Below are 25,915 nucleotides of genomic sequence, written 5' to 3' on the forward strand. Positions count from 1 at the left end.
CGCCACCGAACTCGCGACAACCCAACTCAACGCCCGCGCCAAACCCTGGATCTGGGGCAGACCCGCCCCACCCACCCGACACCTACGCCGACGCTACGTCTACTGCCTTTGAGGAATTCAGCACTAGTGCCCTACTCTCCCTTCATGAAGACCATCGTGGAGTCCTCAGGACTGCCGGCCGACGCCTTCTCGGCGAAGTGCCCGACCCGCCAGGTGCTCGACCACATCGCAGGCAAGTGGACGATCCTGGTCGTGGACGCCCTCATTGGGGGCACCATGCGACACACCGACCTGAGTCGACGCATCGAGGGCGTCTCGCAGAAGATGCTGACCCAAACCCTGCGCAGTCTCGAGGCCGACGGGTTCGTCACCCGCACGATCCATCCCACCATCCCGCCCCGGGTCGACTACGACCTCACATCGCTCGGCCGCAGCCTGGCCGAGCCCATCAGTGCGCTCCGCGAGTGGACGGAGAATCACATCAACGAGATCGAACACGCGCGGCGACAAGCGCACCCGGCTAGCTGACGCCGAGGTCCCGGCGGGGTTCCGCCTGTCGGCGTTCTTCCTGGTTCATGACCGGGAACAACTCCAGGGCGCCGGTGATGGTCAGGACACGCAGAACCGGGGTGCTGGGAGCCAGCAGGATCACGCTCCCGGAGCGCTCCAGCGCGTGGAGGCGGGCCTGCAGAAGGGTGCTGAGGAAGGTGGAGTCGCCGAAGCTCACGCCGGCCAGGTCGAAGACCAGATGCGGGTGATGGTCCAGGGCGCGATCCACCGCGTCCCGCACGGGACCGACCCCGTCGAGGTCGACTTCTCCGGCGACCGTGACGACACTGGGTTCGCCCAGGGTGAGGGAAACCGTCAGGCGGGCGCCCCGTGGAACGGGGGCGAACATGGATTCCACGGTCGCTCCAAGTGATCTGTTGTCGTAAGACAACAATCTTGCCACAGCTCCGGCCGGATTCGAACAACGGCGGCCATTGAGCGGGCGGAACGCGGCGAGTGCGCTGGGCGGTTCGAAGACCTGCCCATGCCGTCCGGTGCTCGCATTGCGATGCGATCACCCGCTTGACTTGAACCCCACTTGAAGTACAACGATGATCCACATGACCACGGAATCCACGGCCCACGCGGCAGCCATCGAAGCAATCACCGAACTCGTCGCCACCGTCGAGCGCTCCCAGCGGAACAAGGACCCCGAGGAGTTCCTCGGCCTCTTCCACCCGGACGCGGTATGGACGACGGCCCACGGCAAGGTCCTCATCGGACTCGACGCGATCTCGGAGTTCACCCGCGAGGTGCTCCCTGCGGCGAACTGGGACGGCAAGGTCACCTACGAGGTGATCCACGTGTTCTTCATCCGCCCCGATGTCGCGGCGGTCAAGGTCCGTCAGCGTTACCTGGCCGCGGGGGAGGAGAGCGAGGGCGCTCCGCTGTACGTCGTCTCCCGGCAGGCCGACGGCCGCTGGCTGCTGACCGTCGGCCAGAACACGGCGGTCGTCACCGACTGACGTGCCCGTCCATCAGGATCCCGTCCCGGATCAGGCGTCGGTCTTCTCGATCGGGCGGACCGCGACCGCGTCGATCTCGAAGAGCATCCCGGGCAGCGCGAGCGCGGCGACCCCGACGAGTGTCTGGGCGGGCAGCCGGTCGGCCCAGGCGCCGTGCAGCGCCTTGCCGAGGATCTCCAGCTTCTCCAGGTCGTGGTCGACGATGTACGAGCCGAGTCGTACGACATGTTCCAGGCCGAGACCGACGCCGGCGAGCGCGATGCGCAGGTTGGCGACGGAGCGTTCGACCTGGGCGGCGAAGTCGCCGGGAACGACCTGGCCGCTTTCGTCGGAGGCGTACTGACCGCCGATGAACACCGACTCGCCGGGTGCGGAGGCGGCATGGCTGTATCCGAACGGGGTGGGATCGTGCAGTCCGGCAGGGTTGGTGAGGGTGCGGTTGTCGCTCATGTGTGGTGGCTCCTTCGATTGTGGGTTGTGCGGCGGTGCCGCGGTGGTGGTACGTGTCGTCAGGTGTCCTGGCGTCGCCCGCACGGTCATTGAACAGGTGCGACAGGTTCGACAGCATGGGCAGGCGCGCCGAGGAAGGCGGTGAGGGCGGCGTCGGCCGCGGTGAGCGCGAGGGGGCCGGCGCTCAGGGAGTCGTGGACGAACTCCACCGTGGCGTCCTTGATGCCGCAGAACTCGGATATGCCCAACCGGGGTTGGCGGTCGATGACGGAGTCCCAGCCGCGCTCCGTGAACTGTTCGCGCGGGTAGCTGGAGAGCCCGATCCAGAGCATTCTTTTGGCGCCCAGACGAGGACGGCTGCGGCCGTACGCGAAGCCGTAGTTCCACACCCGGTCGATCCAGCCCTTGAGAATGGCGGGGAGGGCGAACCACCAGAGCGGGAAGACCACGACGATGACGTCGGCGGTGTCGATCCGTGCCATGTGGGCCCGGACCTCGGGGGAGTAGTGCTTGTCACGGTCTGCCCAGTCCGGCTCGTCCTCAGGGCCGGTGCGGGGATCGAAGCCCTCGGCGTACAGGTCGAGCAGGTCGACGGTGTATCCGTCGGCGATCAGGCGTTCGCGGGTGCGGTGGGCGATCTGCGCGGTGAGGGAGTCACTGCGCGGGTGGGCGAGCACCAGCAGGGCGTGTTGTGTCATGGCCGTCAGCCGTCCAGCCGGACGAGCATCTTGCCGGTGTTGGCGCCGCGCATCATGCCGAGGAAGGCGGCCGGGGCCTGGTCGATGCCCTCGAACACGGTCTCCTCGGTGCGCAGGGTGCCGTCGGCCAGCCACCCCGCGGCGCGCCCGATCCACTCGGGGAAGAGGTCGAAGTAGCTGCTGACCAGCATGCCGCGCAGGGTCAGCTCCTTGGCTGCCGCCTGGAAAAGATTGTCGGGACCGGCGGCCGGCATGGTGGCGTTGTACTGGCTGATCGCGCCGACCAGGGCGATCCGGCCGCCGGTGCGCATCGCGCCGATGGCTGCCCGCAGGTGGTCACCGCCGACACTGTCGAGGTAGACGTCGATCCCTTCCGGGGCGGCCTGGGCGAGTTGTTCCTCCAGCGAGCCCGCGCGGTAGTCGATGGCGGCGTCGTACCCGAAGTCCGTCACCAGCTTCTTCGCCTTCTGCGGTCCGCCGGCCGAGCCGATCACCTTGGACGCCCCGAGCTTGCGGGCCAGCTGTCCGGCGACGCTGCCGACCGCCCCGGCCGCTGCGGAGATGAACACCACATCACCCTCGCGCACCGGTGCGACCCGGGTCAGCGCCGCGTAGGCGGTCAGTCCCGTGGTGCCCAGCGCGCCCAGGTACGCCTGCGCCGGAGCGATGGTGGTGTCGATGACGGTTGCCGCCGCGGCATCCAGAACGGCGTGCTCGCGCCAGCCCAGGAAGTGGGAGACGGTAGCGCCGACCGGAACGTTGTCGGATCGCGAGGCGATCACCACGCCGACGGCGCTTCCCTCCAGCGCGGCGCCGAGGGGGAACGGCGGGATGTAGGAGGGCAGGTCGTCCATCCGGCCCCGCATGTACGGGTCCACCGACATCCAGGTGTTGCGGACGACGATCTCGCCCTCGGCCGGTTCCGGTACGTCGGTGCGGACCAACTCGAAGGTATCCGTGGTGGGCTCACCGACCGGGCGCGCCGCGAGCCGGATGTCCCCGGAGACGATGTTCGCCGTACCGGTCGTGCTCGCTGTGGTCGCGGGGCTGGTGTGGTTCGCCTGGTTCGACATGGTGGGCTTCCTCTTTCGTTCGGTGCCGTTGTCGTTCATGGGAACCACCTTGCCGGGGGCCGCGCACGATCTACTGACGGTCCACGCACGAGCTCCCACGGCCCACGCACGGTCCAGGAACCGCCCCGCACGGCCCACCCTGAGGAGGGCGTTAACGTGGCGCCATGCGCTTCGAAGTGTTGGGCCCGCTGCAGGTCCGTACCGACCAGGGGGCTCTGATCACCGTCCGCGAGCCCAAGGTCCGGGCCCTGTTGGCCGATCTGCTCGCCCACCACGGCCGGCCGATCTCGGCAGACCGTCTGGTCGACGACCTGTGGGGCGAGGCGGTGCCGGGGAATCCGGTCAACACTCTGCAGACCAAGGTCTCGCAACTGCGGCGCGCGCTGGAGCTCGCCGAGCCCGGCGGCCGGGAGCTGGTCGTCCACCGGCCGGCCGGCTACCTGCTGCAGATACCGGACGGCGCGCTGGATTCCGGTCGGTTCGCCGCGCTCACGCTGCAGGCCCGCCGGATGCCGGACGCGCACGGCCGGGTGCCGCTGCTGCGGGAGGCTCTGGCGCTGTGGCGCGGGCCGGCGTTCGCGGAGTTCCGCGACCACGCCTTCGCGCAGCCGGCCGCCATCAGGCTGGACGAGCAACGGCTGACGGCGGTGGAGGAGCTGGCCGGGATACGCCTGGAGCTCGGCGAACACCGTTCGCTGGCCGATGAGTTGGGCGACCTCGTCCGTGAGCATCCGCTACGGGACAGGCTGCGGGCCGTCCACATGCAGTCGCTGTACCGCTCGGGCCGGCAGGCCGAGGCACTGGAGAGCTATCGCGAGTTGACGGAACACCTGGCCGATGAGCTGGGGCTCGATCCCGGCCCCGAGTTGGTCGCCCTCCACGGGGCGATCCTGCGGCAGGACCCGGACCTGGTGCCCGACCCGACTCCTACTGCCCCCTCCGTCCACGCGGCTCGGATGCCCGGCCCGGACGTCGCCGACGCTGCGCCCCGCACCAACCTGCCAGCCGCATCGACCGACCTGATCGGACGAGGCCAGGATGTCGTCCAGGTGCGCGGGTTGCTCGCCTCGGGTCGCCTGGTCACCCTGACCGGGCCCGGTGGCGTCGGCAAGACCCGGCTCGCACTGGCGGCCGCTGAAGCGGCCCGCGACGCCTTTCCCGACGGGACCTGGCTGATCGAACTCGCGGCCGAGACCGTACGGACCGGAGGTACCGCCGACGTGGCCACTGCCGTGGCCGACGTGCTGGGCATCCGCGATCACGCCGCCGGTGACCCGCCGTCCTCGCGGACCGAAGACCGGCTCGCCCACGCGCTCGGCACCCGACGCCTCCTGCTCGTCCTGGACAACTGCGAACACCTGGTCCAGCCGGTCGCCGACCTGGCCGAGTTCCTGCTGCGGCACGCTCCCGGACTGCGCATTCTGGCCACCAGCCGGGAGCCGCTGGCGATCTCCGGTGAGACACTGCACGCGGTCGAGCCGCTGCGGGAGTCCGACGCCGTGCAGCTGTTCGCGGCGCGCGCGGCGGCTGCCGCCCCGGGATTCGCCCTCGGCCCTGGCAACGCCGACGCGGTGGCACTGGTCTGCGAGCGTCTCGACGGCATGCCCCTGGCGCTGGAACTCGCGGCCGCCCGGGTGCGCGCCCTGGGCGTCCACGAGCTGGCCGAGCGCCTGAGAGACCGCTTCCGCCTGCTGAACGCGGGGCGCCGCGACGCACCGGCGCGCCACCAGACCCTGCGCGCGGTCATCGACTGGAGCTGGGGGCTGCTGACGAACTCCGAGCGCTCCGTTCTGAGCCGCCTGGCGGTCTTCGCCGGTGGATGCACGCTGCCCGCAGCCGAAGAGGTCTGCGCCGCGCAGGACGTACCCGCCGACGACGTCCTCGACGTCGTGACCCGGCTGGTGGACCGCTCGCTGGTCACCGTGCTGAACAGCGAGGACGGGCCCCGCTACCGGATGCTGGAGTCGATCGCCGCCTACAGTCTTGAACGGCTCGACGAGGCCGGTGAGACCCGGGCCGCCCGCCGACGGCACCGGGTCCACTACACCGAGCTGGCCGAACGCGCCGAACCGTGGCTGTACGGCCCCGACCAGCGCCGCTGGCTGCGTCGGCTCGACAGCGACAGCGCCAATCTGCGCAGCGCGCTGGCCGATGCCACATCCGGGTCCAGCCTGGACGGCGGCGCCGACGGGGATGCGGATCTGGCACCCGCGCCACGGAAGCCATCTACCGGGGCGACCTGACAGCCCTCAGAGAGCACGCCGTCGACAGTGCGGCCCGGTTCGCCGAACTCGGCGACCGATGGGGCCAACTGCAGTCCGCCGAACAACTGGGGATCCTGGCCGAGATCGCCGGCGACTACGACGAGGCCGCGCGTCTGCACCGCGACGGCGTGCGCATCGCGGAGGAACTCCAGCTGTGGACGGATGTCTCGTTCCGGTTGTCCAGACTGGGCAGGATCGCACTGCTCACCGCGGAGTACGGGTCCGCCGCAGAGCTCCACGAACGGGCCCGACGGCTGGCCGCCGAGCAGTCCCACCGACCCGCCGAGCAGTTCGCTGAGACCGGACTCGCCCTCGGAGCCCGTCGGCAGGGCGACCTCGATGCGGCGGAGAAGCACCTGCGGCCCTGGCTGGACTGGAACCGCAGGATGGGTGTGCATTCCGGAATGGCGCTGATCCTCGCGCAGCTCGGCTTCGTCGCCGAGCAGCGCGGCGACGCCCAGCAGGCGTACGTACTGCACCTGGAGGGCTTGACCGCGGCACGCAGGACAGGCGATCCCCGGGCGGTCGCGCTCGCACTCGAAGGGCTGGCCGGCGCTCAGGCACTGGCGAGCCGATCCACCCCCGCCGCCGGCCTGCTCGGCACGGCCGCCGCCCTCCGGGAGTCGGTCGGCACCCCGCTTCCCCCGGCCGAACGCGGCGACGTCGCCCGCGCCACCGCGCGCGCGACCGAGGCCCTGGGCATGGACGCGTTCGCCACCGCCTTCCAGCAGGGCCGCGACCTGGACCCTGACGACCACCTACGCCACTTGCCCACGCTCCCTGTGGGAGAGGCGGCGGCGCAATGACAACGGACGTGGGCGACGGACGGCGAAGGTCCGTCCCGGGTGCCCGCTCCGTCGCGGCCACCCGGGCGAAACCCGTCGAGCCGGCCGGTGCGCCGCGAGTACTGCCACATCGCCGCAGGTGACAGTGGTAACGGTCCCCATTACAACCTTTGGTGGAAGCGGCGTTGCTGCGGTTCACTTGACCCCAGCCGCATCCGTCCGCACACCTTGGAGGTCCTTGTGAGTGACCACGGGCATGATCACGCCGCCGGACCCGACGGCGGTGGGGGCGGTCATGCGGGGCACTCGCACGGGGTGGCCGCGGATGCGGACCGGCGGTGGCTGACGATCGCCCTGGTGCTGATCGGCGTGTTCATGTGCGCCGAGGTTGTCGTCGGGGTGGCCGCGAACTCCCTCGCGCTGATCTCGGACGCCGCGCACATGCTCACGGACGTCGTCTCGATCGTGCTGGCACTGGTCGCGATGCGCCTGGCGGCCAGGCCGGCGAAGGGGCACTACACCTACGGTCTCAAGCGCGTGGAGATCCTTTCCGCACAGGCCAACGGCTTGACGCTGCTGCTCCTGTCGGTGTGGCTGGCCTACGAGGCCGTCCAGCGGCTGATCTCGCCGCCCGCCGTCACCGGCGGCCTCGTCCTGATCACCGCCCTGGTCGGCGTGGCGGTCAACCTCGTCGCGACCTGGTCGATCTCCAAGGCCAACCGCACCTCGCTGAACGTCGAGGGCGCCTACCAGCACATCCTCACCGACCTGTTCGGCTTCATCGCGACCGCGGTCGCCGGAGCGATCGTGCTGACCACCGGGTTCGAGCGCGCGGACGCCATCGCCTCCCTTCTCGTCGTCGCGCTGATGCTCAAGGCCGGGTACGGACTGATCCGTGACTCGGCGCGGATCTTCCTCGAAGCCGCGCCCGTCGGAGTGGACCCCGACGCCCTCGGCGACCGCCTCGCCGCGCAGGACACCGTCGTGGAGATCCACGACCTGCACGTCTGGCAGATCACCTCCGGCCAGAACGCCCTGTCCGCCCACGTGCTGGTCCAGCCCGGCAAGGACTGCCACGCCGTACGCCGCACGCTGCGGCAGCTGCTCCAGGACGAGTACCGCATCGAGCACGCGACCCTGCAGGTCGACCACGTCGGCGAGGAGGACAATTCGGACCTGTTGCAGATCACCACGCCGCCCGGCGGTGACGAGGACCCGCACTGCGACGACTCCCACGGACCCGTCCACCGCTCGGTCCCCCACGACCACTGACCTCCCGGTTGCGGCTGTCTTCGCGGGTGGCACCGCGCAACGCCCGGAGCCATCTCCGGACCGTCCGCGCCGCCGGGTGCCCCGGCAGCGTCCGGTCGCTGACCTTGGACGAGGCTCTGCAGCAGATGGGTCCGATCGCCGAGGTGTTCGCACTCGACCAGCAACTCACCGGCGCCCGCGCCCAACGCGAGCTCGGCTGGACGCCCACTCGTCTCGATGCCCTGGCCGAACTCGCGCACAGCTGAACGGTCCGCGCCGGCCAGCTCGATCGGGCGGGGGGAGGGGGCATCTGCCGTGATCGGGAAGGGTGCGGCTCGTGGGGGAGCACAGGGCCCGGGCCGACCCCCGATCATCTGGTCGGCGGGTGCCGGCCCCGTCCTGAGCCCCGCGCGGTCACAAAAGGTGTTGGCGGTCGATCGTCGGGCCGGGATAATCCGGCTTTCCAGGGGCGGGGGAGTGCGTATGGCCGGAGTGTTCGCGTGTGTGGGGTGCGGCGCCGTGCTGACTGCTCCTCTGTCGCGGGTGGCGCTTCCCGACCATGCTCACCAGAGTTATGGATACGGGCTGTTCCCCGTGCTGATGGACCCGGGGACGTACGCCGTCGATCCGGAGCCCTCCGGGCCACCGTGGCGGTTGTGGGACGAGGTCGGTGAGGGGGAGGCGGAGACCCGCGGTGTGTTCGCGCCGGTCTCTGCCCTGTCCCTCGGGGCGCCCGGAGCGATCCTCGTCAGCCCCGGTGACACCCGCGGTACCGTCCTGATGCTCGAGCAGTGTGATGGCGGCTGCTGCGGGCTGGACGGGAGGGACGGCCCGAATCTGGCATGCGAGGGGTGCGGGCGGGCGGTGGCGACCCGCATCGACGACTGCTCGCGCTGGCAGGCGGTGTGGCTCGACCCGAAGGCAGTACACCGGCTTCCCACTGACGGCCCCGAGACCCAGTGGATCGGTTGGGAGGCACTGGCGAACGACCGGGAGGGCACACCGCCGGTCGAGCCGTCCGGGGTCTGGAGCCCTCGATGGGCGGCGGCGGTCGGCACGGCGCTGGCCCACCTGGTGGCGGCCTCGGCGGGCACAGCGGTGTCCGTCCCCGACGGCCCTGTCGCGGACATCTTCCGACGTTCGCTCGACGCGCTGCTTCCGTCCGGGCCGACGGCGAAGACAGCCGTCCTGGCCGGACCGGGCCTGCAGGCCCCGGACCCCGCCGCCGCCATCGTCCTGGTTCCGCGGCATCCGCAGACGGGGAGGGCATGGCAGCCGTCCGGCACCGCGGATACCGTGCCATTGGCCGCCGAGGTGTGGGCGTATCTGGCTTTCCACAGCGAACAGTTGCTGGTTCCCGCGAGTGGTCGACTGCCCGACGGTGTCTTGCGCGATGATCCCCTGCCGCTCCACCCATGGGGGCCGTTCCGGCCCGACTCGGGAGTCTTCCGCAGCACGCTGGCCCGGCTGCCCGTCGTCCGTCAGCCCTGGTTGCACCGGATCTACGACGACGTGAGCGCGCAGCCGTACGCCCGCCCGTTCTAGTGGCGCGAGGCCAGTGCCGCGAAGCCGGCCCGTTGAGCGGGAAAGGGGCTGGGCACTTTCACGTCGTTGGGGGTCTGGTGTCCAGGCAGCAGTGGACGAAGTCCTGGATGACGGGATTGGTGTCGTCGGCGGGTGCCCAAGCGACGCCGACCTGACTCGGGCTGACGCCGCTGACGGGTCGGTAGGTGACGCCGGGGCGGGCGTATAGGCGGGCGGCGGATTCGGGAGCGAGGGCGATGCGCCTACTTTTCTGGGGCCGTCGCCTCTCTCGTCCTTGCCGCCATGAGATGGGCGTAGGTGGCCGGTCGGCGCGGGTGGCGGAACGGTCGGCTCCCGCCGCGAGGTGAAACCGCCGCCCGACCTCCGGTCCAGGACTTGCCTGACCTATCGAAAATCGATAGATTCCCATCGTAGCTCGATGGATGGATGGGTCATGGGAAAGCTGGCAGTGGGTGCGCTGCGCGCCGTGCTCGTGGTGGTGATCACCGGCACCGCGCTCGTACAGGTGTTGATGCTGTGGACGTTGATCAGCGGGAACGACCCGGAGGACGGATCGATCCCGCTGACCCCACTGCGCGTGATCACGATCCTGGGGATGGTGTCGGCCCAGGTCGCCCTGGTCTGTGTATGGCGGCTGGTGGCGATGGTGCGACGCGGAACCGTGTTCTCCCACGCCGCCTTCCGCTACGTGGACGGCGTGATCGGCGCGATCGTGGGGGCTGCCCTCGTGTGGTTCGCGGTCACGGCCATCAACGCGCCGGGCCAGCGGGAGGACCCAGGTGTCACCGTGATCATGGCCGGGATCGGCGTGGCCATCCTGGGGGTCGCGCTCATCGTGCTCGTGCTGCGAATGCTGCTCGCCCAGGCCGTGGTGCGCGACGTCGAAGCGGCGCAGATGCAGGCCGAGCTGGACGAGGTGATCTGATGCCGATCACCGTCGACATCGACGTGATGCTGGCCAGGCGGAAGATGTCCGTGGGCGAGCTCGCGGAGCGCGTAGGGATCACTCCCGCCAACCTGGCGGTACTCAAGAACGGCCGCGCCAGGGCGGTACGCTTCGCCACGCTCGCCGCGCTCTGCGAAGTGCTCAAGTGCCAGCCGGGCGACCTGCTGCGCTGGGAGGCCGAGGATGCCGCGGGCGGGTGACGTGCCCCGGGGGCGGGCGTAGCAACGTTGGGCACCACCGGCCCCTGCCGCGGCACGTGGACGTCACCGCGCTCCGGCCCCGCGGCCGCCACGTTCGGTCCCGGCTTCCGGTACCCGCCGTTCCGGGCCACAGCCGTAGAGGGCGGCCGTACTGCGTTGATTGGTCGGCGATGACCCCGGCCATGCGACGTCGTCGATGGCGAGCCACGGTGCGGCGGCCACGGCTGTGGGGGTGAGCCCGGTGAAGGCCTTGACCTCGTGGTGGAGGTGGGACTGGTCGACGTAGCCGCTGGCGGAGGCGACGCTCGCAGGGGCGAAGCCCGCCGCGAGGAGGTGAGCGGCATGGTCGAACCGGACCAGCCGGGCGGCTCGCTTGGGTGTGATGCCGAGCTGGGACCGGAAGCGGGCCGACAGGCGCTTGCGGCTCCAGCCGGCCTCGTCCGCCAGGCCGTCCACCCGCATACGCCCCCGGCTGGTGAGCGTCCGCCGCCAGGTGTGGGCGACCTCCGCATCGACCGATGGGCGGCGGTCCGTCATCCGTCGGCCGAGGAATTCCACCGCGATCGCGAAGCGCTCGTCCCACGAGGCGGCGGCGCGCAGTCGGTCCTCGGCCCGCTCGGCGTCGTGGCCCCAGACATCCCTGAGGGACTCCACCGTCCCGCAGAACTCCGTCGACGAGCCGAGCACCGCGGCCGCCGCGACCGGGTCCAGCCGGATCTGGAGGCACTCGCCCACCCGGCCGGAGGCCCGAAGATCTCCGGGGAGGAGCCCCACGATGACACTGCCGCGCCCATGCCGACCAGCGGTGCCGTAGACGAGGCCGTCTCCCTCGCTGAGATCGACGAGCAGGGTGACGGACGGGTGCGCGACCATGGCGATGTCCACGAAGGTGGGGACACGCTGGCCGAAGCCGGCCATGCTGATTCCCGGCAGCCGATCAGAGGGGCGGGGGACCGTGACGTCCACGCTCGCCCAGTCGAAGGCAACCCCGGTCGATAACACGCAACCAGCCTAATCCTTTGAGGGGATCGCGGAGGGGGTGTCGGCGCCCTCCGCAGCGAAGCCCAGCAGCAGTCGGCCGGTCGTCTCGGGCGCCTCCCACATGGGTATGTGGCCGACGCCCGGCAGCAGCTCGACCCGCGCGGTCGGCACCGCGTCGTACTGATGGGCCGAGGACGGCTCCCAGCGGGGATCGGCGGCGCCGAAGACCGCCAGCACGGGGACATCGAGGGTGGTCAGACGCTCGGGTACGTTCCGTTCGGTGATGTACGCGAGGTTCCGGCGCAGCACCGTCCTGAACGCTCGGTACGTGATGCCTTGTAGGTCGGCGACCACAGCGTCCGGGATGTCGACCGGGCGGGCGAGCGTCGCGTTGATCCCTTTGCGGATCATCGCGTCCGAACGCCGCGACCACACGAACGGCCCGAAGGGCGGGGTCAACATGACCCGCAGGATGAGCGGCTGCGGAAGGAACGCATCGATGCTCGGGCCGGTGCTGATCAGCGCGAGCGACCCCACCAGATCGGGGCGCTGCTCCGCGAGCGCGGTGGCGACGTAGCCGCCGCTGGAGTGCCCGACCACATTGACGCGACGAAGACCGGAATCGTCGAGCAGCGCCGCAACCCGGCTCGCCTGCACGGGCACGTCGTATGACGATGCGGGCGGGGACTGGCCGCACCCGGGGAGGTCGACCCGGATGACGTGATGGTGGCTGGCCAGTGCCGGGACCAAGGGACTCCACGAGGCGCCCGAGGCGCCTGATCCGTGGATGAGCAACAGCGGCGGCGCGTGCCGCGGGCCGTTGTGGACCACATGCATTCCGTGCGCGTTGTACTCAACGTCGTCCTGACTCATGCAACGGATGATGCATGGGCCGCGGACCACCCGTCTTGTACAAATGTCGTCGCGGAGCCGACGTCCGCATGCCGCGCTCGTCCGGCCGGTGTGCGGGGAGGGGAGTCGGAGGCCCCTCGGGGTCAGGAGCTCCGGGTGTGGTGGTCCAGCAAGCGGTTGAGAAGTTCCACGAACTGGTCGCGTTCGGCCGGACTCAGCGGCGCGAGCAGTTCGTCGTGGAGGCCGTCCAGGACCTTGTCGAGGCGCAGCAGGTGAAGGCGCCCCTGGGCGGAGATCGTGATGATGTTGCGGCGCCGGTCGTCGGGGTCCGGCCCCCGCTCGACGAGGTCACGCTCGACCAGTTCGTTGAGCACGCCGACCATGTCGCTGCTGAAGATGCCGGTGCGCCTGCTCAGCGCCGCTTGGCTGGCCGGCCCGTACTCCTGCAGTGAAGCGAGCGCGGCGTAGTGCCACTTGCGGGCGTCGGCCTGGGCCAGTCCCTCGGTTATCAGCCGGTCCGACCGCGTGGACAGCTGCGACAACAGTCGGCTCGCCCGTCGACGCAGCCTGTCGGGCGTCTTGGGCGCGCCGTCGTCGGGCATGTCGGCTGTTTCGGCGTTGCTCATGGCGCCCATCCTACCCGTTGCGTTAGTTCGACTAGCGATATACGTTCATTCGCGCCACAACCGTTAGTGCAACAAACGTTGTCTGAGTGAACTCCAAGGACGGAAGATTTTGCCCACCAGAACACTGCGGATTCCCACCCCGGACGGCCAGGCCGACGCTTTCGCCGCCTTCCCCGACCATGGCGAGCGGCACCCAGGGGTGCTGTTGTACACGGACGTCTTCGGCGTGCGGCCCGAGCTGGAGGAGAGGGCCCGCGAACTGGCCCGGCACGGGTACTACGTGCTCGTCCCCAACCTCTACTACCGGCACGGCCCGGCACCGGTGATGGAACTCCCCGCGCACATCGGACACGAGATCCGGCCCGCCGTCGTCGCCCAGCTGATGCCCCTGGTCGAGGCGCACACCACCGAACGTGCTCTGCGCGACGCCGACGCCTACCTCGCGTTCCTCACCAGCCGGCCCGAGGTCAGTGCCAGACCGGTCGGCGTGATCGGCTACTGCATGGGCGGCGTCCTGGCGCTGCGCACCGCAGCGGCCCGCCCCGACCAGGTGGCCGCCGTCGCCGGGTTCCACTGCGGCAACCTGGTCACTGCCGCGCCCGACAGTCCGCACCGCCTCGTCCCCAAGATCGCCGCCCAGGTCCACCTCGGCCACGCCGAGCACGACATGACGTCCGAGGCCATCAGCGAGCTCGACCAGACGCTGAATGCCGCGGGTCTCGGCTACACCTCCGAGATCCACCCCGGCACCGTCCACGGCTTCACCATGTCCGACACCGACGCCTTCAACCCCTCCGCCTTGCAGCGCCACTGGGACGGCCTGCTCGCCCTCCTCGACCGCACCTTGGTCAGCAGCTGAAACTCCGGCTCGGAAACCGAACCGCAAGTCGCGCCTGAGCGTGGCGAGTTCGGGGGAGTCCTTCACCTTGTTCGCCGGTCGCGCGCTCCCGTCAGAAGACGCCGCAGGAGGCCGACGGGAGGAAGCCGTAGCTCTGGATCGCGGCCTGGGTCGTGGTGTTCTGGCAGATCCAGCCGCTGCTGATGAAGAGCGCCTTGGGGGTGATGGCGTGGCTGTCGCCCGCGTTCCAGTCTCCGGAGCGGACGTCCCTTCGGGAAGACAGGAGCCGGGTATGCCGATCCGGACCCACGATGAGACCAGCCGAACGCAACCGGAAGACCGCTCCGATGGAGGCCGCGACTCCGTATGCCCTGGCCGGCCCGCGCTGTGGCGGGCCCGGGTCACGTCCTCGACGACCCCCGCGTTCGCGCCGCCGATGCCAATCCGCCGACAGCAGATGGGGGAGCAGCGTCTTGGGGGACATCACGAAGGCCGTGGTCCTTGTGGATCACGGCCTCCGTCGGAGCTCCGGCACCTCCGGCACCTCCGGCACCGGGGCGGGGCGGTTGACGGCCGCCCCGTCCCGTCCGGTGGGTGTCAGGGGGTGCAGTTCAGGGTGCCGGCGCGCAGTGCGTGGCCGCCGTCGTTGCTGTCGTCGGACCAGAGGACCGGCTTGTGGCCGGCGGTGCAGGTCGTCTGGGGGGCGATGGCGAAGCCTTCGTTGTTGTAGTTGGCCATTCCCGTGGGGCGGTTGTAGGTGTGGGTGACGGCGAACTTGCCCTGGGCGTTGATGTCGAGGGTCGAGGTGCGGCCCTGGCACGTGTCGTCGCAGGCCGCCCACAGGTGTCCGGTGGCGGGCTCGAACTCCAGGTCCATCACGCTCGGGAAGCCGCTGGCGAAGGTGGCGATGCGGGTGTAACCGCCGCCTGACAGGTTCAGGGCGTAGGCGTAGGCGGTGCCGTTGTCCTCGACGCCGGCGAAGAACAGGCCGCTGCCGTGGCCGGGGTAGGCGGCCGGGTTGTAGGTGGCGCCAGCCTGTTCGTCGTGGAAGCCGTGCGCGGTCAGGAAGGTGTCCGGGATCCAGGAGATGCCCTCGGGGCCGGAGTTGGCCGGCAGGGAGGGCAGGTCGGAAGTGAGGTTCCACTCGGCGGTCGCGTTCAGTGAGGACGCGGTGGAGGAGGCGTCGAAGCGCAGGATCTTCGGCAGGCTGGTGGAATCGTGGCTGCCGTCGCGTTCGGTGGCGACGAAGATTCCGTCGGGGGTGACGACCACGCCCTCGGCGTCGGGGTCACCGCTGCCGCCCGCGTAGTGCAGGGCTTTGCCCGAGGACCAGCCGCCGGCCGTGTCGGGACGCCACGTCGTGCCGTTGGGGACCAGTCGGTAGAGCTTGCCCGGGCCGTTGTTCACCGCCCACAGCACACCGGGGCTTTCGAAGGACAGACCGCTGAGGTTCTCCCCGAAGGCGTTCGAGGTGTCGGCGATGGTGACCCCCGCGCCGCCCGGCCACACGGTGTCGGACGGCTGTCCGCCCCCGCCGCAGGCGTTCGCCGCGCCCTTGGTCGGGGCGGTGGTGGTGGTGAACGCGCCGGTGCCGTCCGGACAGCGTCCGTAGGTGGTGGTGGCGTGGGAGGTCCACGTGTAGGAGTCCACCACGGTGGAGCCGTCCGCCTTGAACAGCCGTGCCGCATCCGAGCTGCCCAGGCCGAACGACGACTCGACGTTCAGCGCGAGGTAAGCATGCGGGGCCAGTGATGTGCCGGAGGGGATCTTGTAGGAGTGGGAGTTGTCGTTGTCCTTGACGATCCACTTGGACACGTCGACCGCGGCGGTGCCGGTGTTGACGAGTTCGATCCAGTCGCCGGGGCTGCCGCCGTTGGACTCGACCTCGTTGATGCGGACCGTGGACTGGGCTTGCGCCGAGGCCGGCGCGCCGGACAGGCCAAGGGCGAGCCCGAGGACGGTCAGGGCGGCGGCGGTGTTGCGGGCTTGTGTGTGCCAGTGTGTACGCAAGGTGGCCGGTCTCTTTTCAGGAGTCGGGCAGGGGGAAGCGCGCTCGCGCTCCCGGCGAAGCTTCGGGCATGCCGGCGTCCAGGGGCTGAGCGGGCTGCGAACGGTGCGGGTGAGTTACGGAACGGGCTTGCTTCCGGTCCCCGGCCGCCGGATCGGCTTCGGTGAACACGGCGAACACGGCCCGCCCCACGGCGAATACGACCTGTTCCACGGCGAACTCGGCCTGCCCAGGGGAGGCGCCGATGCTGCGGGCTGGAGCACCTCGCCACCGCGGTCGGGCATGCCGGTTTTCGGTCGCTCCGGGGGGTGTGCGCGGCCGGGGTCACGGTCGCCGCGTGCCCTGACCTCGCCGTGTTCCGTGGTTCCCCTCGGGAGACATCTGTTAGTTAACTTTCCTATCCGGAAGAATTATCAGCGCTTGCGATACCTCGTCAAGAGGCTGCGCCAAGTCGAACCGGACCGCTTGACAGGGCATCGTCGAGCCGCGTAAGAATCCGGTCAGCGGCTCGGCGCGGACGTTCCGAACTTGACGCGCTCACCTGCATGCGTGGACATGCAGCTGACCCGGCCGTCGCGGTCGTATCCCGCCATGCCTGTTGCCGCAGTGCCGTCTGTCCCGCACGCGTTCACCATGCCGCGCGTGCCGGCTCGCCGCCCTGCCGGATGTCGCCCAGGCGCTGCTCAGGTCGGTCCATCGCACCGACAGCACTTCCGCCTGTTCAAGGAGATCAGCATGACGCCTCCCTACCCTCCCCTGCGCTCCCGGCGCACCGAACCCCCACCCGGGGGGCACGGGGCACACGCGCGGCGCGGCGAGCGGTCGCGGCGCGCCCTCCTCGCCGCCGGCATGAGTGTGGCTGTGGGCCTGCTCGGTCTGACCGCGACGGCCATGGCGTCCTCCGCCGGCACGAAGGGCGCGACGGCGTCCCCGGCGGCTGTGACCGCCAACGGGATCCCCCAGTTCGACCACGTCGTGGTCGTGACGGAGGAGAACAAGTTCTACGAGGACGTCGTCGGCAGCTCCAACGCCCCGTACATCAACTCCCTTGCCGCTCAGGGCGCGTCGTTCTCCAACATGCACGGGACGACGCACCCCAGCCAGGGCAACTACATCGCGCTCTTCTCGGGTTCCACGCACGGCGTCAACGACGACGACTGTCCGCACGACTACACGTCGGACAACCTCGGCAACCAGCTCCTGACGAGCGGGCACTCCTTCGTCGGCTACTCCGAGGACCTGCCGGCCGACGGATCGAAGGACTGCGGCGACGACGGAAGCAACGGCTACGCCCGCAAGCACAACGGCTGGGTCAACTTCACCAACGTCCCGGCGACCTCGAACCTGCGCTACAGCCGCTTCCCCACGGACTACAGCAAGCTCCCCGACGTGTCGTTCGTGACGCCGAACCTCGACAACGACATGCACGACGGCACCGTCAAGCAGGGCGACGCCTGGCTGAAGAAGAACTTCGACGGCTACGTCCAGTGGGCCAAGACGCACAACAGCGCACTCATCCTGACCTGGGACGAGGACGACGGCGACGACTCCGACAACAAGATCGCCACCATGGTCGTCGGTGCGAACGTCAAGAAGGGCGTCACCTCCAGCACCAAGTACAACCACTACTCGATCCTGCGCACGCTGGAGGACATGTACGGGCTGCCCGCCCTGGGCAGCGCGGCAACGGCGAAGCCGATCACCGACATCTGGGACGTGACGGGCACGCCGCCCACCACCCCGCCCACGACTCCTCCCACCACCCCGCCCACCACACCGCCCTCCGGGTCGGTGAACCTGGCTCGGGGGAAGCCGACCAGCACCTCGTCCACCGAGAGCACGTCGTACTCCGGCGCCAAGGCCGTGGACGGCAGCGCCACCACGCGATGGGCCAGCAAGGAGGGCTCCGACGCGCAGTGGATATCGGTGGACCTCGGCGCCGACACCGCGCTCAGCCGCGTCAAGTTGACCTGGGAATCGGCGTACGGGAAGTCGTACAAGATCCAGACCTCGACGGACGGCAGCACCTGGACGACGGCCTACTCCACGACCACCGGCAACGGTGGCACCGACGACCTGGCCATCAGCGGTCACGGCCGCTACGTGCGGATGTCCGCCAGCCAGCGCGGCACCGCCTACGGCTACTCGCTGTACGAGTTCGAGGTGTACGGCGCCGGGAGCACCACCGCGCCCCCGACGACGCCGCCCACGACTCCTCCTACCACGCCGCCGACCACACCTCCCACCACCCCGCCCGGGGGGTCGAGCGCCGATCTGACGGACCCGCACAAGAAGGAAATCGCGATGGAGCTCGTCTCCAGCGCGGAGAACTCCTCGCTGGACTGGAAGTCGCAGTACACGTACATCGAGGACATCGGTGACGGCCGCGGCTACACCGCCGGGATCGTCGGCTTCTGCTCCGGCACCGGGGACATGCTCGACCTGGTCCGGCACTACACCGACCTCAAGCCCGGGAACGTCCTGGCCGCGTACCTCCCCGCGCTGGAGAAGGTCAACGGCAGCGCCTCGCACACCGGACTCGACCCGAACTTCGAGGCCGCCTGGCACACCGCGGCCAAGGACACCGTGTTCCAGCGGGCGCAGAACGACGAACGCGACCGGGTGTACTTCAACCCGGCCGTCAGCCAGGCCATGACCGACGGCCTGCACGCACTCGGCCAGTTCGCCTACTACGACGCCATCGTGATGCACGGCCCCGGCGACGACGCGACCAGCTTCGGCGGGATCCGCAAGACCGCCATGAAGAAGGCCAAGACCCCGGCCCAGGGCGGCAACGAGACCACCTACCTGAATGCCTTCCTCGACGCCCGCGCGGCGGCGATGAAGACCGAGGAGGCGCACAGCGACACCAGCCGGGTCGACACCGAACAGCGGGTCTTCCTCAACAACGGCAACCTCAACCTGAATCCGCCGCTGCAGTGGAAGGTCTACGGCGACCCGTACACGATCAACGACTGATCCATCTCCTGCTCACGGGCCCGCCGGCCGGAACGGTCCGGCCGGCGGCCCCCCGCCCCGTGAAGGCTCCTGCAAGAGAGGACAGTCATGTACATCTCGACGAGCCGGGCCGCGCGTCCTCCATCCTCCGAGGCTCCTGCCGCTCCTGTTGTCCCTGCCGCCCCTGTCACCTCCGGCCGGCGCCGGGCGTGGGCCGGCGTGGACTCCAATGTGCTCGCGCTCGGATCGGTCAGCCTGGTCACGGACATCTCCTCCGAGATGATCACCGCGGTGCTGCCGATGTACGTCATCTTCACCCTCGGTCTCAGCCCCCTGCAGTTCGGTGCGCTCAACGGCATGTACTTCGGGGTGACCGCCCTGGTCCGCGTCGCCGGAGGTCACGCCGCGGACCGCTGGCAGCGCCGCAAGCTGGTGGCGGGCAGCGGGTATGCGCTGTCGGCACTGTGCAAGCTGGGCCTGCTCGCGGCCGGCTCCTCCGTACCGGCGCTCGGCGCGGTCATCGCGGCCGACCGTACGGGCAAGGGCCTGCGCACCGGCCCCCGCGACGCGCTGATCTCGCTGAGCAGCACCCCGGAGACACTGGGCCGCTCCTTCGGCGCGCACCGGGCGCTGGACACCACCGGCGCCTTCCTCGGACCGCTGGCGGCCTTCGCACTGCTGCTGGCGACGCCAGGCCGGTACGACACGGTGTTCGTGGCCAGCTTCTGCATCGCCGCGTTCGCGTGCGTGATCCTGGCACTGTTCGTCCGCGACCGGCGACAGCCGCTGGAACAGCACGAGCGGGCGACCGTACGCGACGTGCTCGGCCTGCTGCTCCGGCCCGGATTCCGCCGGGTGGGCATCGGCGTGCTGCTGCTCGGCGCGGTGACGCTCAGCGACTCGTTCGTCTACCTCCTCATCCAGCAGCGCCTGGACATCTCCGCCGAGTACTTCCCACTGCTGCCCCTGGGCACCACCGGCGTGTACCTGCTGATGGCGATGCCGCTCGGGCAACTCGCCGACCGGCTGGGGCGTTTGCGCGTGTTCGTCGCCGGCTACGGGGCACTGCTCCTCGCCTACCTGGCGCTGTTCGGCCCGGTGGGCGGCCCCGTGCTGGTGATCACCACTCTCGTGCTGCACGGGCTGTTCTACGCGGCCACCGACGGGGTTCTCATGGCGGCCATCGGTCCGATGGTGCCCGAACACCTGCGGGCCGCCGGGATGTCGCTGATCCAGACCGGCCAGTCACTGGCCACGCTGGCGTCCTCGGTGCTGTTCGGCGCCGCCTGGTCGGCGTGGGGCCTGCACACCGCACTCGCGGTGGCCCTCTCCGTCCTGGCCGTCGCGATCGCCGCGGCCCTGATGACCCTTCCCCTGCGTGAGGAGAGCACGGCATGAGTGCCAGGAACCGGCTTCTGATCCTGTTGGTGACGGCCCTGGTCGCGGCCACCACCGTCACCGGGTACGTGCTCCGGTCGCGTGCCGACAGCGCCGCCGGCGGTGCGAGCGGGATCGTACGGCTGGACATGTCCGGGCAGATCCTCTTCCGCGACACCTCGCCGGGCGCCTCGTTCGGCCGGATCGCCTCGGTACCCCGCGACCGCCCCGACGCGGCACGGACCACCGGCACCGTGCTGTGCGACCGGCTCTACGCCGCCCACGGCACCGGCATCTGCATGCAGCGCAAGGGCCCGGTCCCCTCCACCCACGTCACGGTGCTCGACCGCGACCTGCACCAGGTACGGCAGGTCAAGACCGAGGGTTTCCCCAACCGGGCCCGGGTCTCGGCCAGCGGAGCCATGCTCTCCTGGACGACCTTCGTCCAGGGCGACTCCTACCTCCGGGACGACTTCTCGACCCGTACCTCGATCCTCGACACCAGGACCGGACACCTGGTCAACAGCATCGAGCAGATCTCGCTGACCCTCGACGGAAAGCCGTACCACGCCGCGGACCTGAACTACTGGGGCGTCACCTTCGCCTCCGACGACAACACCTTCTACGCCACGGCACGCACCTCGGGCCGCACCTACCTGATCCAGGGCGACCTCCGGAAGTGGACCGCCCACACCCTGCGCACCAACGTCGAATGCCCCTCCCTGTCGCCCGACAACACCCGCATCGTGTTCAAGAAGCGGGTCAACGCCAGCGCCAACAGGCCCTGGCGCCTCTACGTCCTGGACCTGGCCACCATGAAGGAGACCCCGCTGGCGGAGGAGCACAGCGTCGACGACCAGGCCGCCTGGCTCGACGACCACACCGTGATGTACGGACTGCCCCGCCACGGAGGAGGCTGGGACGTCTGGTCCGCCCCCGCCGACGGCAGCGGCGCCCCCCGCCTCCTCATCCACGACGCCAACTCCCCGGCCGCGGTGACCCCACAGCGGTGACGCATTCCCGGTGGACTTGCGGGAGCCCAAGGCTGCCCCTGCGACGGCCCCATCAGGAGGCGGCCCGCTGCGTTGCCGATCGGCGAGGATGGCAACATCACCCGCCACGGGGGTTGTGCCGGCACCGGAATGCGCCGATACCTGAGGGTGCGGTCCGCCGAGGGGCGGGGTGCTCTTCAGCATGGAGGTGGCGCAGATGACGCAGCGTTCCGGGGCGACGCAGCCCTCGATCCCGCCCGCGGTCCAGGAGACGTACGGTCCGGCCGATCTCAGTTCGCTGTCGCTGTTCGGCGGAGGGTTCATCAATTTCGGTTACTGGCAGGGCATCGACCTGGACCGGCCGCTGACCGAACACGACCGGATCAGCAGTCAGCAGGCCCTGTACCGCCATGTGCTCAGTACCTTGGCGCCCACGGAGGGACTACGGGCTCTGGAGGTGGGCTGTGGGCTGGGGGTCGGTGCTGGGGTGGCGCTCGAGGAGTGCGGCTTGGCGCATGTCACCGGTATGGACATCCATCCACAGCAGCTCGAGCGCGCCGGGCGGGTCAACGCCGATCTGCTGGCCCGTGACCCCGAGCAGCTGCGCTTCGCACAGGGCGCGGCCGAGGAGATGCCGTTCGGTGATGGCGAGTTCGACTGCCTGTACAGCGTCGAAGCCGCCCAGCACTTCCGCGACCTCGGCGCGTTCGCCCGAGAGACCGCACGCGTGCTGAGGCCCGGTGGCCGCGTCGTCGTCGCCAGCTTCTTCGTCCCCGGCGCCGATCCCGCCGGCGCCGGTCGGCTGGCCGAGTTGCTCGAAACGTTCGCGAACGGTCTGGATGTCGCGCACACCATCCCGTTGCTGGTCGGCAGCCTTGAAGGGGCCGGCCTGGCCGAGGTGCGTGTCGCCTCGATCGGGGCGTCGGTGTGGCCCGGTTGGGACCGCTGGCTGGCGCGAACCTGGGAGCCGGGCACTTGGCCGCGCAACTTCCTGCATGCCTTCCACGAAGGCACCCTCGACTACTTCACGGTCACCGCGGAACGCCCTATGGCATGACGAGCCCCACATCGAGTCGACGGGGACCGCGCCTGCGGTGATCGATAGGTTGTTCGCATGGTCGCGAAAGAGGGTGAGGCCTTTGCAGGGGCGGATGTTGATGACCAGGGATGGTCCGCCACGCGGGCCTGGGTGGAAGAGCGTGTCGGCGCGGGGTGCCGCGTCGACGCCGCCGAACGGTTGCGTGGCGGATGGACTTCGGAAATGCGGCGGGGTGCGCATCAGCGGAACGGGAGAGCCGCAGTGGCTGGTGCTGAGGTCGTTCGTGAAGCCGTTCTTCGTGCAGCACGCCGAGGGGTTGCTCACTCGCGAAGCGGACATCCTGCGCCTGCTCAGCGATACCGATGTGCCAGTGGCGGAATTCCACGGGGTCGACGCGACGGCGGCGTACTGCGACCACCCGTCGTTGCTGATGTCGCTGCTGCCCGGCAGTGTGCGGTTGGGTGGGGAAGAAGCGGGGCTGCGGTCCGAGCTCCTGGCCCGCCAACTCGTCGCCATTCACCAGGTACGGCTCCCGGTCGCGTCCCGACCGCGCGTGTACCAGGCCTGGACGTCGCCCGATCGGGTGCGGCTGCCCGAATCCACCGAGCGGCTGGAGTTGTGGCAGCGCGCTGTGGACGTCATCCGGCGCGATCCCCCTGACTACCGGCCCTGTTTCCTGCACCGGGATTTCCACCCCGGCAACGTGCTCTTCACCGGGCAGGGCGCCCGTTTGGAGATCACCGGCGTCGTCGACTGGGTGGAGACGTCCTGGGGCCCTGCCGATCTGGACGTGGCGCACTGTTCCACGGCCCTGGCTCTCCTGCACGGCGCCCAGAAGGGAATGCGGCTGGCCGATCGGTATCTGGCATCCGGAGGCACGCTGGACGAGGACCCGGCAGCTCACCTGTACTGGCGCGTCCTGGATGCGCTCGCCTTCGCGCCGGACGCCGAGAAGGTCGCGGTGCCCTGGCGGGAAGTGGGACGCGATGACCTGACTCCGGACCTGCTCGCCAGCAGGCTGGAGGACTACCTTGAGGAGCTCTTCCGCCGCTTCGGCTGATCGTCTCCCACCTTGCGGCGCCCGAAGGGGGCCGGGCTCCCACGTGCGGTGTCCGTGAAATCGACGCCCCCTGACGCGGCGAGGGTGAGCGGTGGCGGCACCTGTTTGCGTTTAGTGTGGCGGTTCGAGCGAGGCCAGTTGAACGTCTGGAGCCCGGTATGAAGGCCAACCGTTCCATTCCCGCGGCCACGGTGGTCCCCGTCCTGATCTATCCCGATGTCCGTGCGGCCGTCGGGTGGCTCGGTGCGGCTTTCGGGTTCGTGGAGCGCGTCCGTATCGGTGAGGACCACCGGGCGCAGCTGGCTTTCGGGGAGGGAGCCGTGATCGTCGGCGACGTGCGCCAGGATCGCCGGCCGCCGCGGGCGGGAGAAGTGACGCACGCGGTGATGGTGCGGGTGGAGGACGTCCGGGCGCATTGCGAGCGGGCTCGCGCGGCGGGGGCGCGGATCGTCATGGAGCCGACGGACTTCGAGTACGGGGAGCGGCAGTACGCGGTGGAGGACCCAGCGGGGCATCAATGGACGTTCTCGCAGACGCTGGCCGATGTGGCGCCGGAGGAGTGGGGCGGGAAGACGGTGACGCAGCCGCCCGCGAGCGGGTGACGGGGGAGGCTCCGGCAGCCATTTCGGCCTGAAGTCGCGCGGGCTGCAACGGAAGGGGTGGGCCACCGCATTGCAACTGGTGGAGGCCCGCGCCCGCGGACCCGGAGGGGGGATCTGCGTGAGTCCGTTCGGAATCGGCCGTGAACGCGAGCAGCTCTTTGACATCGTGCTGGCGAACGTGGACCGGGTACATGAGGCGCTCTGTGAGTGGATCATGAGCGGGCCGCGGCCCGCGGGTCTGGTGGAGGGGGAGTTCCCCATCCCCGACCGGGAGTGGGTGGCTCGGCACACGAACCTGACGGACGGCATGGTGCTCACGGCGTTGGCCACCATCGCGGCCACCGGGGCCGTCAGCGTCCCGGCTCCCGGTATCTGGCGCTTCCATCCCGACAGCGACGGCCTCGACGCGGATGCTGCGCGGGAACGGGCGACGACGGTCATCGACCTGTTCATCTCGTACGGCATTCCCGCGCGGATACCCCGGCAGAGGGGGCCCGTCGACTGACGGGCGCGGGTCGCCAGCGGCGCGGCCGGCGGCGTCAGCGGCCTGGTCGAAGTCCGGCTGGACAGCCAGACCGCCGCCCCGATCGGCAGCTTGTCCGTCGCCAACTCCGGCGGCCGGCAGGCCTGGAAGACGGTGCCGGCGAACATCTCCGCCGTGACGGGCACGCACAACGTGTATCTCACCTTCACCAGCGGCCAGCCGGCCGACTACGTCAATGTCAACTGGTTCGACTTCGGTCACTGAGGAGGATCGAGGGCCTCTCCGTTCTGCTCCCCGCCGCTCGGAGAGGCCCCGCACGCCGTGCGGAACTGCTACCGGGCGCGGCGGGTACCGTGCCGGAGCGACGGATCAGAGGACCGGTGACGACGGCGCGCCGCCAGTCCGGCCGGTGCTGCCCACGGTGGTGCCGGAACGTGGGTGTCAGGTCGCCGGCGGTTCGCGGACCAGCGCGGCCAGGGTGCGCACGCCGAAGCCGGTGGCGCCGTGCACCCACTCGCCGTCCTCGGCGTCGCACAACGCGGTGCCCTGGATGTCCAGGTGGGCCCAGGGGACGCCGGCAGGGACGAACTCCCGCAGGAACAGGCCGGCCAGCAGCGCGGTGCCGTGCCGGTTGCCGATGGTGTAGTTGACCAGGTCGGCGACCGGTGACTCCAACTGCCAGCGGTAGCGGTCGGACAGCGGCAGCGGCCAGACCGGCTCGCCGGCCCGCCCGGCGGCCTGTCGGATGCGGTCCACCAGGACGTCGTCGGTGCCCATCACAGCGGCGATCTTCCGGCCCAGGGCGATGGGGGCGGCGTCCGTCAAGGTGGCCACGTCGATCATCGCGTCCGGCGCGCACTCGCCGGCCAGGGTCAGGGCATCGGCCAGGATGAGCCGTCCCTCGGCGTCGGCGTTGCGCACCTCGACCGTGCGGCCGCCGCGCATCCGCAGCACATCGCCGATGCGTACCGGGTCGCCGTTGGGCATGTTCTCCGTCAGGGGCAGCCAGGCGTCGACCTGCGTGCCGCACCCCAGCCCGGTCAGTACCGACATCGCGCCGAGCACGGCCGCGGCTCCCGCCATGTCGGCCTTCATGGTGAGCATCTCGGCGCTGGGCTTGAGGGACAGTCCGCCAGCGTCGAAGGTGACGCCCTTGCCGATCAGCGCGTACCGGCCCACCGGCCGGTCCGGCCGGTAGGTCAGCCGGACCAGGCGGGGCGGGCGCAGCGAGCCGCGGCCGACCGCGAGCAGGCCGCCGAGGCGTTCGGCGGCGATGCGCTCCTCGTCCCACACCTCGCATCGCAGCCCGCTGTCGGCCGCGACCTTCGCCGCCTGCTCGGCGAACAGTGCGGGCGTCAGGTCCTGGCCGGGC

At 70.1% G+C, this 25,915-nt stretch carries 26 protein-coding genes and 3 pseudogenes; 19 read left to right on the top strand and 10 right to left on the bottom strand.

The window, feature by feature from the left end; all coding sequences use genetic code 11:
* Positions 1 to 144: 144 nt before the first annotated feature.
* Entirely contained in the window at positions 145 to 528 is a 384-nt protein-coding gene (locus O3W51_RS42030) for a winged helix-turn-helix transcriptional regulator (protein ID WP_138352022.1), read from the top strand.
* On the opposite strand, the gene O3W51_RS42035 is transcribed toward O3W51_RS42030, so the two are convergent.
* Positions 521 to 898, bottom strand: a complete 378-nt coding sequence (locus O3W51_RS42035; RefSeq protein WP_138352021.1) for an STAS domain-containing protein — start codon at positions 896 to 898, stop codon at positions 521 to 523. The genes O3W51_RS42030 and O3W51_RS42035 overlap by 8 nt on opposite strands.
* Before the next feature lie 202 nt (positions 899 to 1,100).
* On the opposite strand from O3W51_RS42035, the gene O3W51_RS42040 reads away from it, so the two are divergent.
* The gene (locus O3W51_RS42040; protein ID WP_187145179.1) at positions 1,101 to 1,514 is read left to right on the top strand and encodes an SgcJ/EcaC family oxidoreductase; all 414 of its coding nucleotides are present in this window, start codon (positions 1,101 to 1,103) and stop codon (positions 1,512 to 1,514) included.
* Positions 1,515 to 1,544: 30 nt separating this feature from the next.
* Here O3W51_RS42040 and O3W51_RS42045 read toward each other — a convergent pair whose 3' ends face one another.
* From O3W51_RS42045 to O3W51_RS42055, 3 genes are all read right to left on the bottom strand, one after another.
* Entirely contained in the window at positions 1,545 to 1,964 is a 420-nt protein-coding gene (locus tag O3W51_RS42045; RefSeq protein ID WP_138352019.1) for a RidA family protein, read from the bottom strand.
* Between the two features lie 86 nt (positions 1,965 to 2,050).
* Positions 2,051 to 2,662: an NAD(P)H oxidoreductase gene (locus O3W51_RS42050; RefSeq protein WP_138352018.1), complete on the bottom strand. Its 612-nt coding sequence runs from the start codon at positions 2,660 to 2,662 to the stop codon at positions 2,051 to 2,053.
* A 5-nt stretch (positions 2,663 to 2,667) separates the two neighbouring features.
* Entirely contained in the window at positions 2,668 to 3,735 is a 1,068-nt protein-coding gene (locus O3W51_RS42055; RefSeq protein ID WP_164293281.1) for an MDR family NADP-dependent oxidoreductase, read from the bottom strand.
* Positions 3,736 to 3,899: 164 nt separating this feature from the next.
* On the opposite strand from O3W51_RS42055, the gene O3W51_RS42060 reads away from it, so the two are divergent.
* The 7 genes from O3W51_RS42060 to O3W51_RS42095 all read left to right on the top strand — a co-directional run bounded on the left by O3W51_RS42060 (position 3,900) and on the right by O3W51_RS42095 (position 10,726).
* Complete coding sequence (locus O3W51_RS42060) at positions 3,900 to 5,978, top strand: BTAD domain-containing putative transcriptional regulator (protein WP_269289051.1); 2,079 nt, start codon at positions 3,900 to 3,902, stop codon at positions 5,976 to 5,978.
* A gap of 149 nt (positions 5,979 to 6,127) precedes the next feature.
* Complete coding sequence (locus tag O3W51_RS42065; RefSeq protein WP_269289053.1) at positions 6,128 to 6,805, top strand: hypothetical protein; 678 nt, start codon at positions 6,128 to 6,130, stop codon at positions 6,803 to 6,805.
* A 219-nt stretch (positions 6,806 to 7,024) separates the two neighbouring features.
* Positions 7,025 to 8,056 (top strand): cation diffusion facilitator family transporter, encoded by a 1,032-nt coding sequence (locus tag O3W51_RS42070; RefSeq protein ID WP_187145180.1) that lies wholly within the window; start codon positions 7,025 to 7,027, stop codon positions 8,054 to 8,056.
* Positions 8,057 to 8,160: 104 nt separating this feature from the next.
* Positions 8,161 to 8,301, top strand: coding sequence for a hypothetical protein (locus O3W51_RS42075; protein WP_187145181.1), 141 nt, complete (start codon positions 8,161 to 8,163; stop codon positions 8,299 to 8,301).
* 253 nt (positions 8,302 to 8,554) lie between these two features.
* Complete coding sequence (locus O3W51_RS42080) at positions 8,555 to 9,580, top strand: hypothetical protein (RefSeq protein WP_307811567.1); 1,026 nt, start codon at positions 8,555 to 8,557, stop codon at positions 9,578 to 9,580.
* A 433-nt stretch (positions 9,581 to 10,013) separates the two neighbouring features.
* Positions 10,014 to 10,505, top strand: a complete 492-nt coding sequence (locus O3W51_RS42090) for a DUF2975 domain-containing protein (RefSeq protein ID WP_138352015.1) — start codon at positions 10,014 to 10,016, stop codon at positions 10,503 to 10,505.
* Positions 10,505 to 10,726 (top strand): helix-turn-helix domain-containing protein, encoded by a 222-nt coding sequence (locus O3W51_RS42095; protein WP_138352014.1) that lies wholly within the window; start codon positions 10,505 to 10,507, stop codon positions 10,724 to 10,726. The genes O3W51_RS42090 and O3W51_RS42095 overlap by 1 nt, the downstream gene beginning before the upstream one ends.
* A gap of 63 nt (positions 10,727 to 10,789) precedes the next feature.
* On the opposite strand, the gene O3W51_RS42100 is transcribed toward O3W51_RS42095, so the two are convergent.
* From O3W51_RS42100 to O3W51_RS42110, 3 genes are all read right to left on the bottom strand, one after another.
* Positions 10,790 to 11,644 carry a helix-turn-helix domain-containing protein gene (locus O3W51_RS42100; protein ID WP_138352097.1) on the bottom strand — a complete coding sequence of 285 codons (855 nt, stop codon included), beginning with the start codon at positions 11,642 to 11,644 and terminating at the stop codon, positions 10,790 to 10,792.
* Positions 11,645 to 11,737: 93 nt separating this feature from the next.
* Positions 11,738 to 12,580: an alpha/beta fold hydrolase gene (locus O3W51_RS42105; RefSeq protein ID WP_138352013.1), complete on the bottom strand. Its 843-nt coding sequence runs from the start codon at positions 12,578 to 12,580 to the stop codon at positions 11,738 to 11,740.
* 122 nt (positions 12,581 to 12,702) lie between these two features.
* On the bottom strand, positions 12,703 to 13,185 hold the full coding sequence (locus tag O3W51_RS42110) for a MarR family winged helix-turn-helix transcriptional regulator (protein WP_138352012.1): 483 nt from the start codon (positions 13,183 to 13,185) through the stop codon (positions 12,703 to 12,705).
* A gap of 109 nt (positions 13,186 to 13,294) precedes the next feature.
* Here O3W51_RS42110 and O3W51_RS42115 point away from each other — a divergent pair, with 109 nt between their 5' ends.
* Positions 13,295 to 14,044, top strand: coding sequence for a dienelactone hydrolase family protein (locus O3W51_RS42115; protein WP_138352011.1), 750 nt, complete (start codon positions 13,295 to 13,297; stop codon positions 14,042 to 14,044).
* A 91-nt stretch (positions 14,045 to 14,135) separates the two neighbouring features.
* On the opposite strand, the gene O3W51_RS42120 is transcribed toward O3W51_RS42115, so the two are convergent.
* Both O3W51_RS42120 and O3W51_RS42125 read right to left on the bottom strand, forming a co-directional pair.
* Complete coding sequence (locus O3W51_RS42120) at positions 14,136 to 14,333, bottom strand: hypothetical protein (RefSeq protein WP_138352010.1); 198 nt, start codon at positions 14,331 to 14,333, stop codon at positions 14,136 to 14,138.
* Between the two features lie 287 nt (positions 14,334 to 14,620).
* The gene (locus O3W51_RS42125) at positions 14,621 to 16,033 is read right to left on the bottom strand and encodes a lamin tail domain-containing protein (protein WP_232485910.1); all 1,413 of its coding nucleotides are present in this window, start codon (positions 16,031 to 16,033) and stop codon (positions 14,621 to 14,623) included.
* Between the two features lie 889 nt (positions 16,034 to 16,922).
* Between O3W51_RS42125 and O3W51_RS42130 the strand changes: the two are divergent.
* From O3W51_RS42130 to O3W51_RS42170, 9 genes and pseudogenes are all read left to right on the top strand, one after another.
* A pseudogene (locus tag O3W51_RS42130) lies at positions 16,923 to 18,128 on the top strand (alkaline phosphatase family protein); the annotation flags it as partial.
* Positions 18,129 to 18,194: 66 nt separating this feature from the next.
* A complete protein-coding gene (locus O3W51_RS42135; RefSeq protein WP_381586653.1) occupies positions 18,195 to 19,010 on the top strand; it encodes a chitosanase in 816 nt (271 codons plus the stop codon).
* Positions 19,011 to 19,208: 198 nt separating this feature from the next.
* Positions 19,209 to 20,387, top strand: a complete 1,179-nt coding sequence (locus tag O3W51_RS42140) for an MFS transporter (RefSeq protein WP_331284142.1) — start codon at positions 19,209 to 19,211, stop codon at positions 20,385 to 20,387.
* Positions 20,384 to 21,379 carry a TolB family protein gene (locus tag O3W51_RS42145; RefSeq protein WP_138352008.1) on the top strand — a complete coding sequence of 332 codons (996 nt, stop codon included), beginning with the start codon at positions 20,384 to 20,386 and terminating at the stop codon, positions 21,377 to 21,379. Before O3W51_RS42140 ends, O3W51_RS42145 begins: the two co-directional genes overlap by 4 nt.
* Positions 21,380 to 21,575: 196 nt before the next feature.
* Entirely contained in the window at positions 21,576 to 22,415 is an 840-nt protein-coding gene (locus tag O3W51_RS42150; protein WP_138352094.1) for a class I SAM-dependent methyltransferase, read from the top strand.
* A 57-nt stretch (positions 22,416 to 22,472) separates the two neighbouring features.
* Positions 22,473 to 23,457 (top strand): annotated as a pseudogene (locus O3W51_RS42155) (phosphotransferase family protein).
* A 158-nt stretch (positions 23,458 to 23,615) separates the two neighbouring features.
* Positions 23,616 to 24,059 carry a VOC family protein gene (locus tag O3W51_RS42160; RefSeq protein ID WP_198358776.1) on the top strand — a complete coding sequence of 148 codons (444 nt, stop codon included), beginning with the start codon at positions 23,616 to 23,618 and terminating at the stop codon, positions 24,057 to 24,059.
* A 118-nt stretch (positions 24,060 to 24,177) separates the two neighbouring features.
* Positions 24,178 to 24,564: a hypothetical protein gene (locus O3W51_RS42165; RefSeq protein ID WP_198358774.1), complete on the top strand. Its 387-nt coding sequence runs from the start codon at positions 24,178 to 24,180 to the stop codon at positions 24,562 to 24,564.
* Positions 24,565 to 24,567: 3 nt separating this feature from the next.
* A pseudogene (locus O3W51_RS42170) lies at positions 24,568 to 24,807 on the top strand (carbohydrate-binding protein); the annotation flags it as partial.
* Positions 24,808 to 24,984: 177 nt separating this feature from the next.
* Here O3W51_RS42170 and O3W51_RS42175 read toward each other — a convergent pair.
* Positions 24,985 to 25,915: leucyl aminopeptidase family protein (locus O3W51_RS42175; protein ID WP_269289063.1), on the bottom strand; the 931-nt coding region annotated here is incomplete at its 5' end.

Origin of the sequence: Streptomyces sp. H39-C1, assembly GCF_027158125.1 — a bacterium.
Classification (GTDB): Bacteria; Actinomycetota; Actinomycetes; order Streptomycetales; family Streptomycetaceae; genus Actinacidiphila; species Actinacidiphila fildesensis.

Coding starts and splice junctions, on each gene's coding strand:
- O3W51_RS42030 (WP_138352022.1), top strand. CDS start 145: ATGAAGACCATCGTGGAGTCCTCAGGACTGCCGGCCGACGCCTTCTCG.
- O3W51_RS42035 (WP_138352021.1), bottom strand. CDS start 898: ATGTTCGCCCCCGTTCCACGGGGCGCCCGCCTGACGGTTTCCCTCACC.
- O3W51_RS42040 (WP_187145179.1), top strand. CDS start 1,101: ATGATCCACATGACCACGGAATCCACGGCCCACGCGGCAGCCATCGAA.
- O3W51_RS42045 (WP_138352019.1), bottom strand. CDS start 1,964: ATGAGCGACAACCGCACCCTCACCAACCCTGCCGGACTGCACGATCCC.
- O3W51_RS42050 (WP_138352018.1), bottom strand. CDS start 2,662: ATGACACAACACGCCCTGCTGGTGCTCGCCCACCCGCGCAGTGACTCC.
- O3W51_RS42055 (WP_164293281.1), bottom strand. CDS start 3,735: ATGTCGAACCAGGCGAACCACACCAGCCCCGCGACCACAGCGAGCACG.
- O3W51_RS42060 (WP_269289051.1), top strand. CDS start 3,900: ATGCGCTTCGAAGTGTTGGGCCCGCTGCAGGTCCGTACCGACCAGGGG.
- O3W51_RS42090 (WP_138352015.1), top strand. CDS start 10,014: ATGGGAAAGCTGGCAGTGGGTGCGCTGCGCGCCGTGCTCGTGGTGGTG.
- O3W51_RS42095 (WP_138352014.1), top strand. CDS start 10,505: ATGCCGATCACCGTCGACATCGACGTGATGCTGGCCAGGCGGAAGATG.
- O3W51_RS42100 (WP_138352097.1), bottom strand. CDS start 11,644: ATGGCCGGCTTCGGCCAGCGTGTCCCCACCTTCGTGGACATCGCCATG.
- O3W51_RS42105 (WP_138352013.1), bottom strand. CDS start 12,580: ATGAGTCAGGACGACGTTGAGTACAACGCGCACGGAATGCATGTGGTC.
- O3W51_RS42110 (WP_138352012.1), bottom strand. CDS start 13,185: ATGAGCAACGCCGAAACAGCCGACATGCCCGACGACGGCGCGCCCAAG.
- O3W51_RS42145 (WP_138352008.1), top strand. CDS start 20,384: ATGAGTGCCAGGAACCGGCTTCTGATCCTGTTGGTGACGGCCCTGGTC.
- O3W51_RS42150 (WP_138352094.1), top strand. CDS start 21,576: ATGACGCAGCGTTCCGGGGCGACGCAGCCCTCGATCCCGCCCGCGGTC.
- O3W51_RS42160 (WP_198358776.1), top strand. CDS start 23,616: ATGAAGGCCAACCGTTCCATTCCCGCGGCCACGGTGGTCCCCGTCCTG.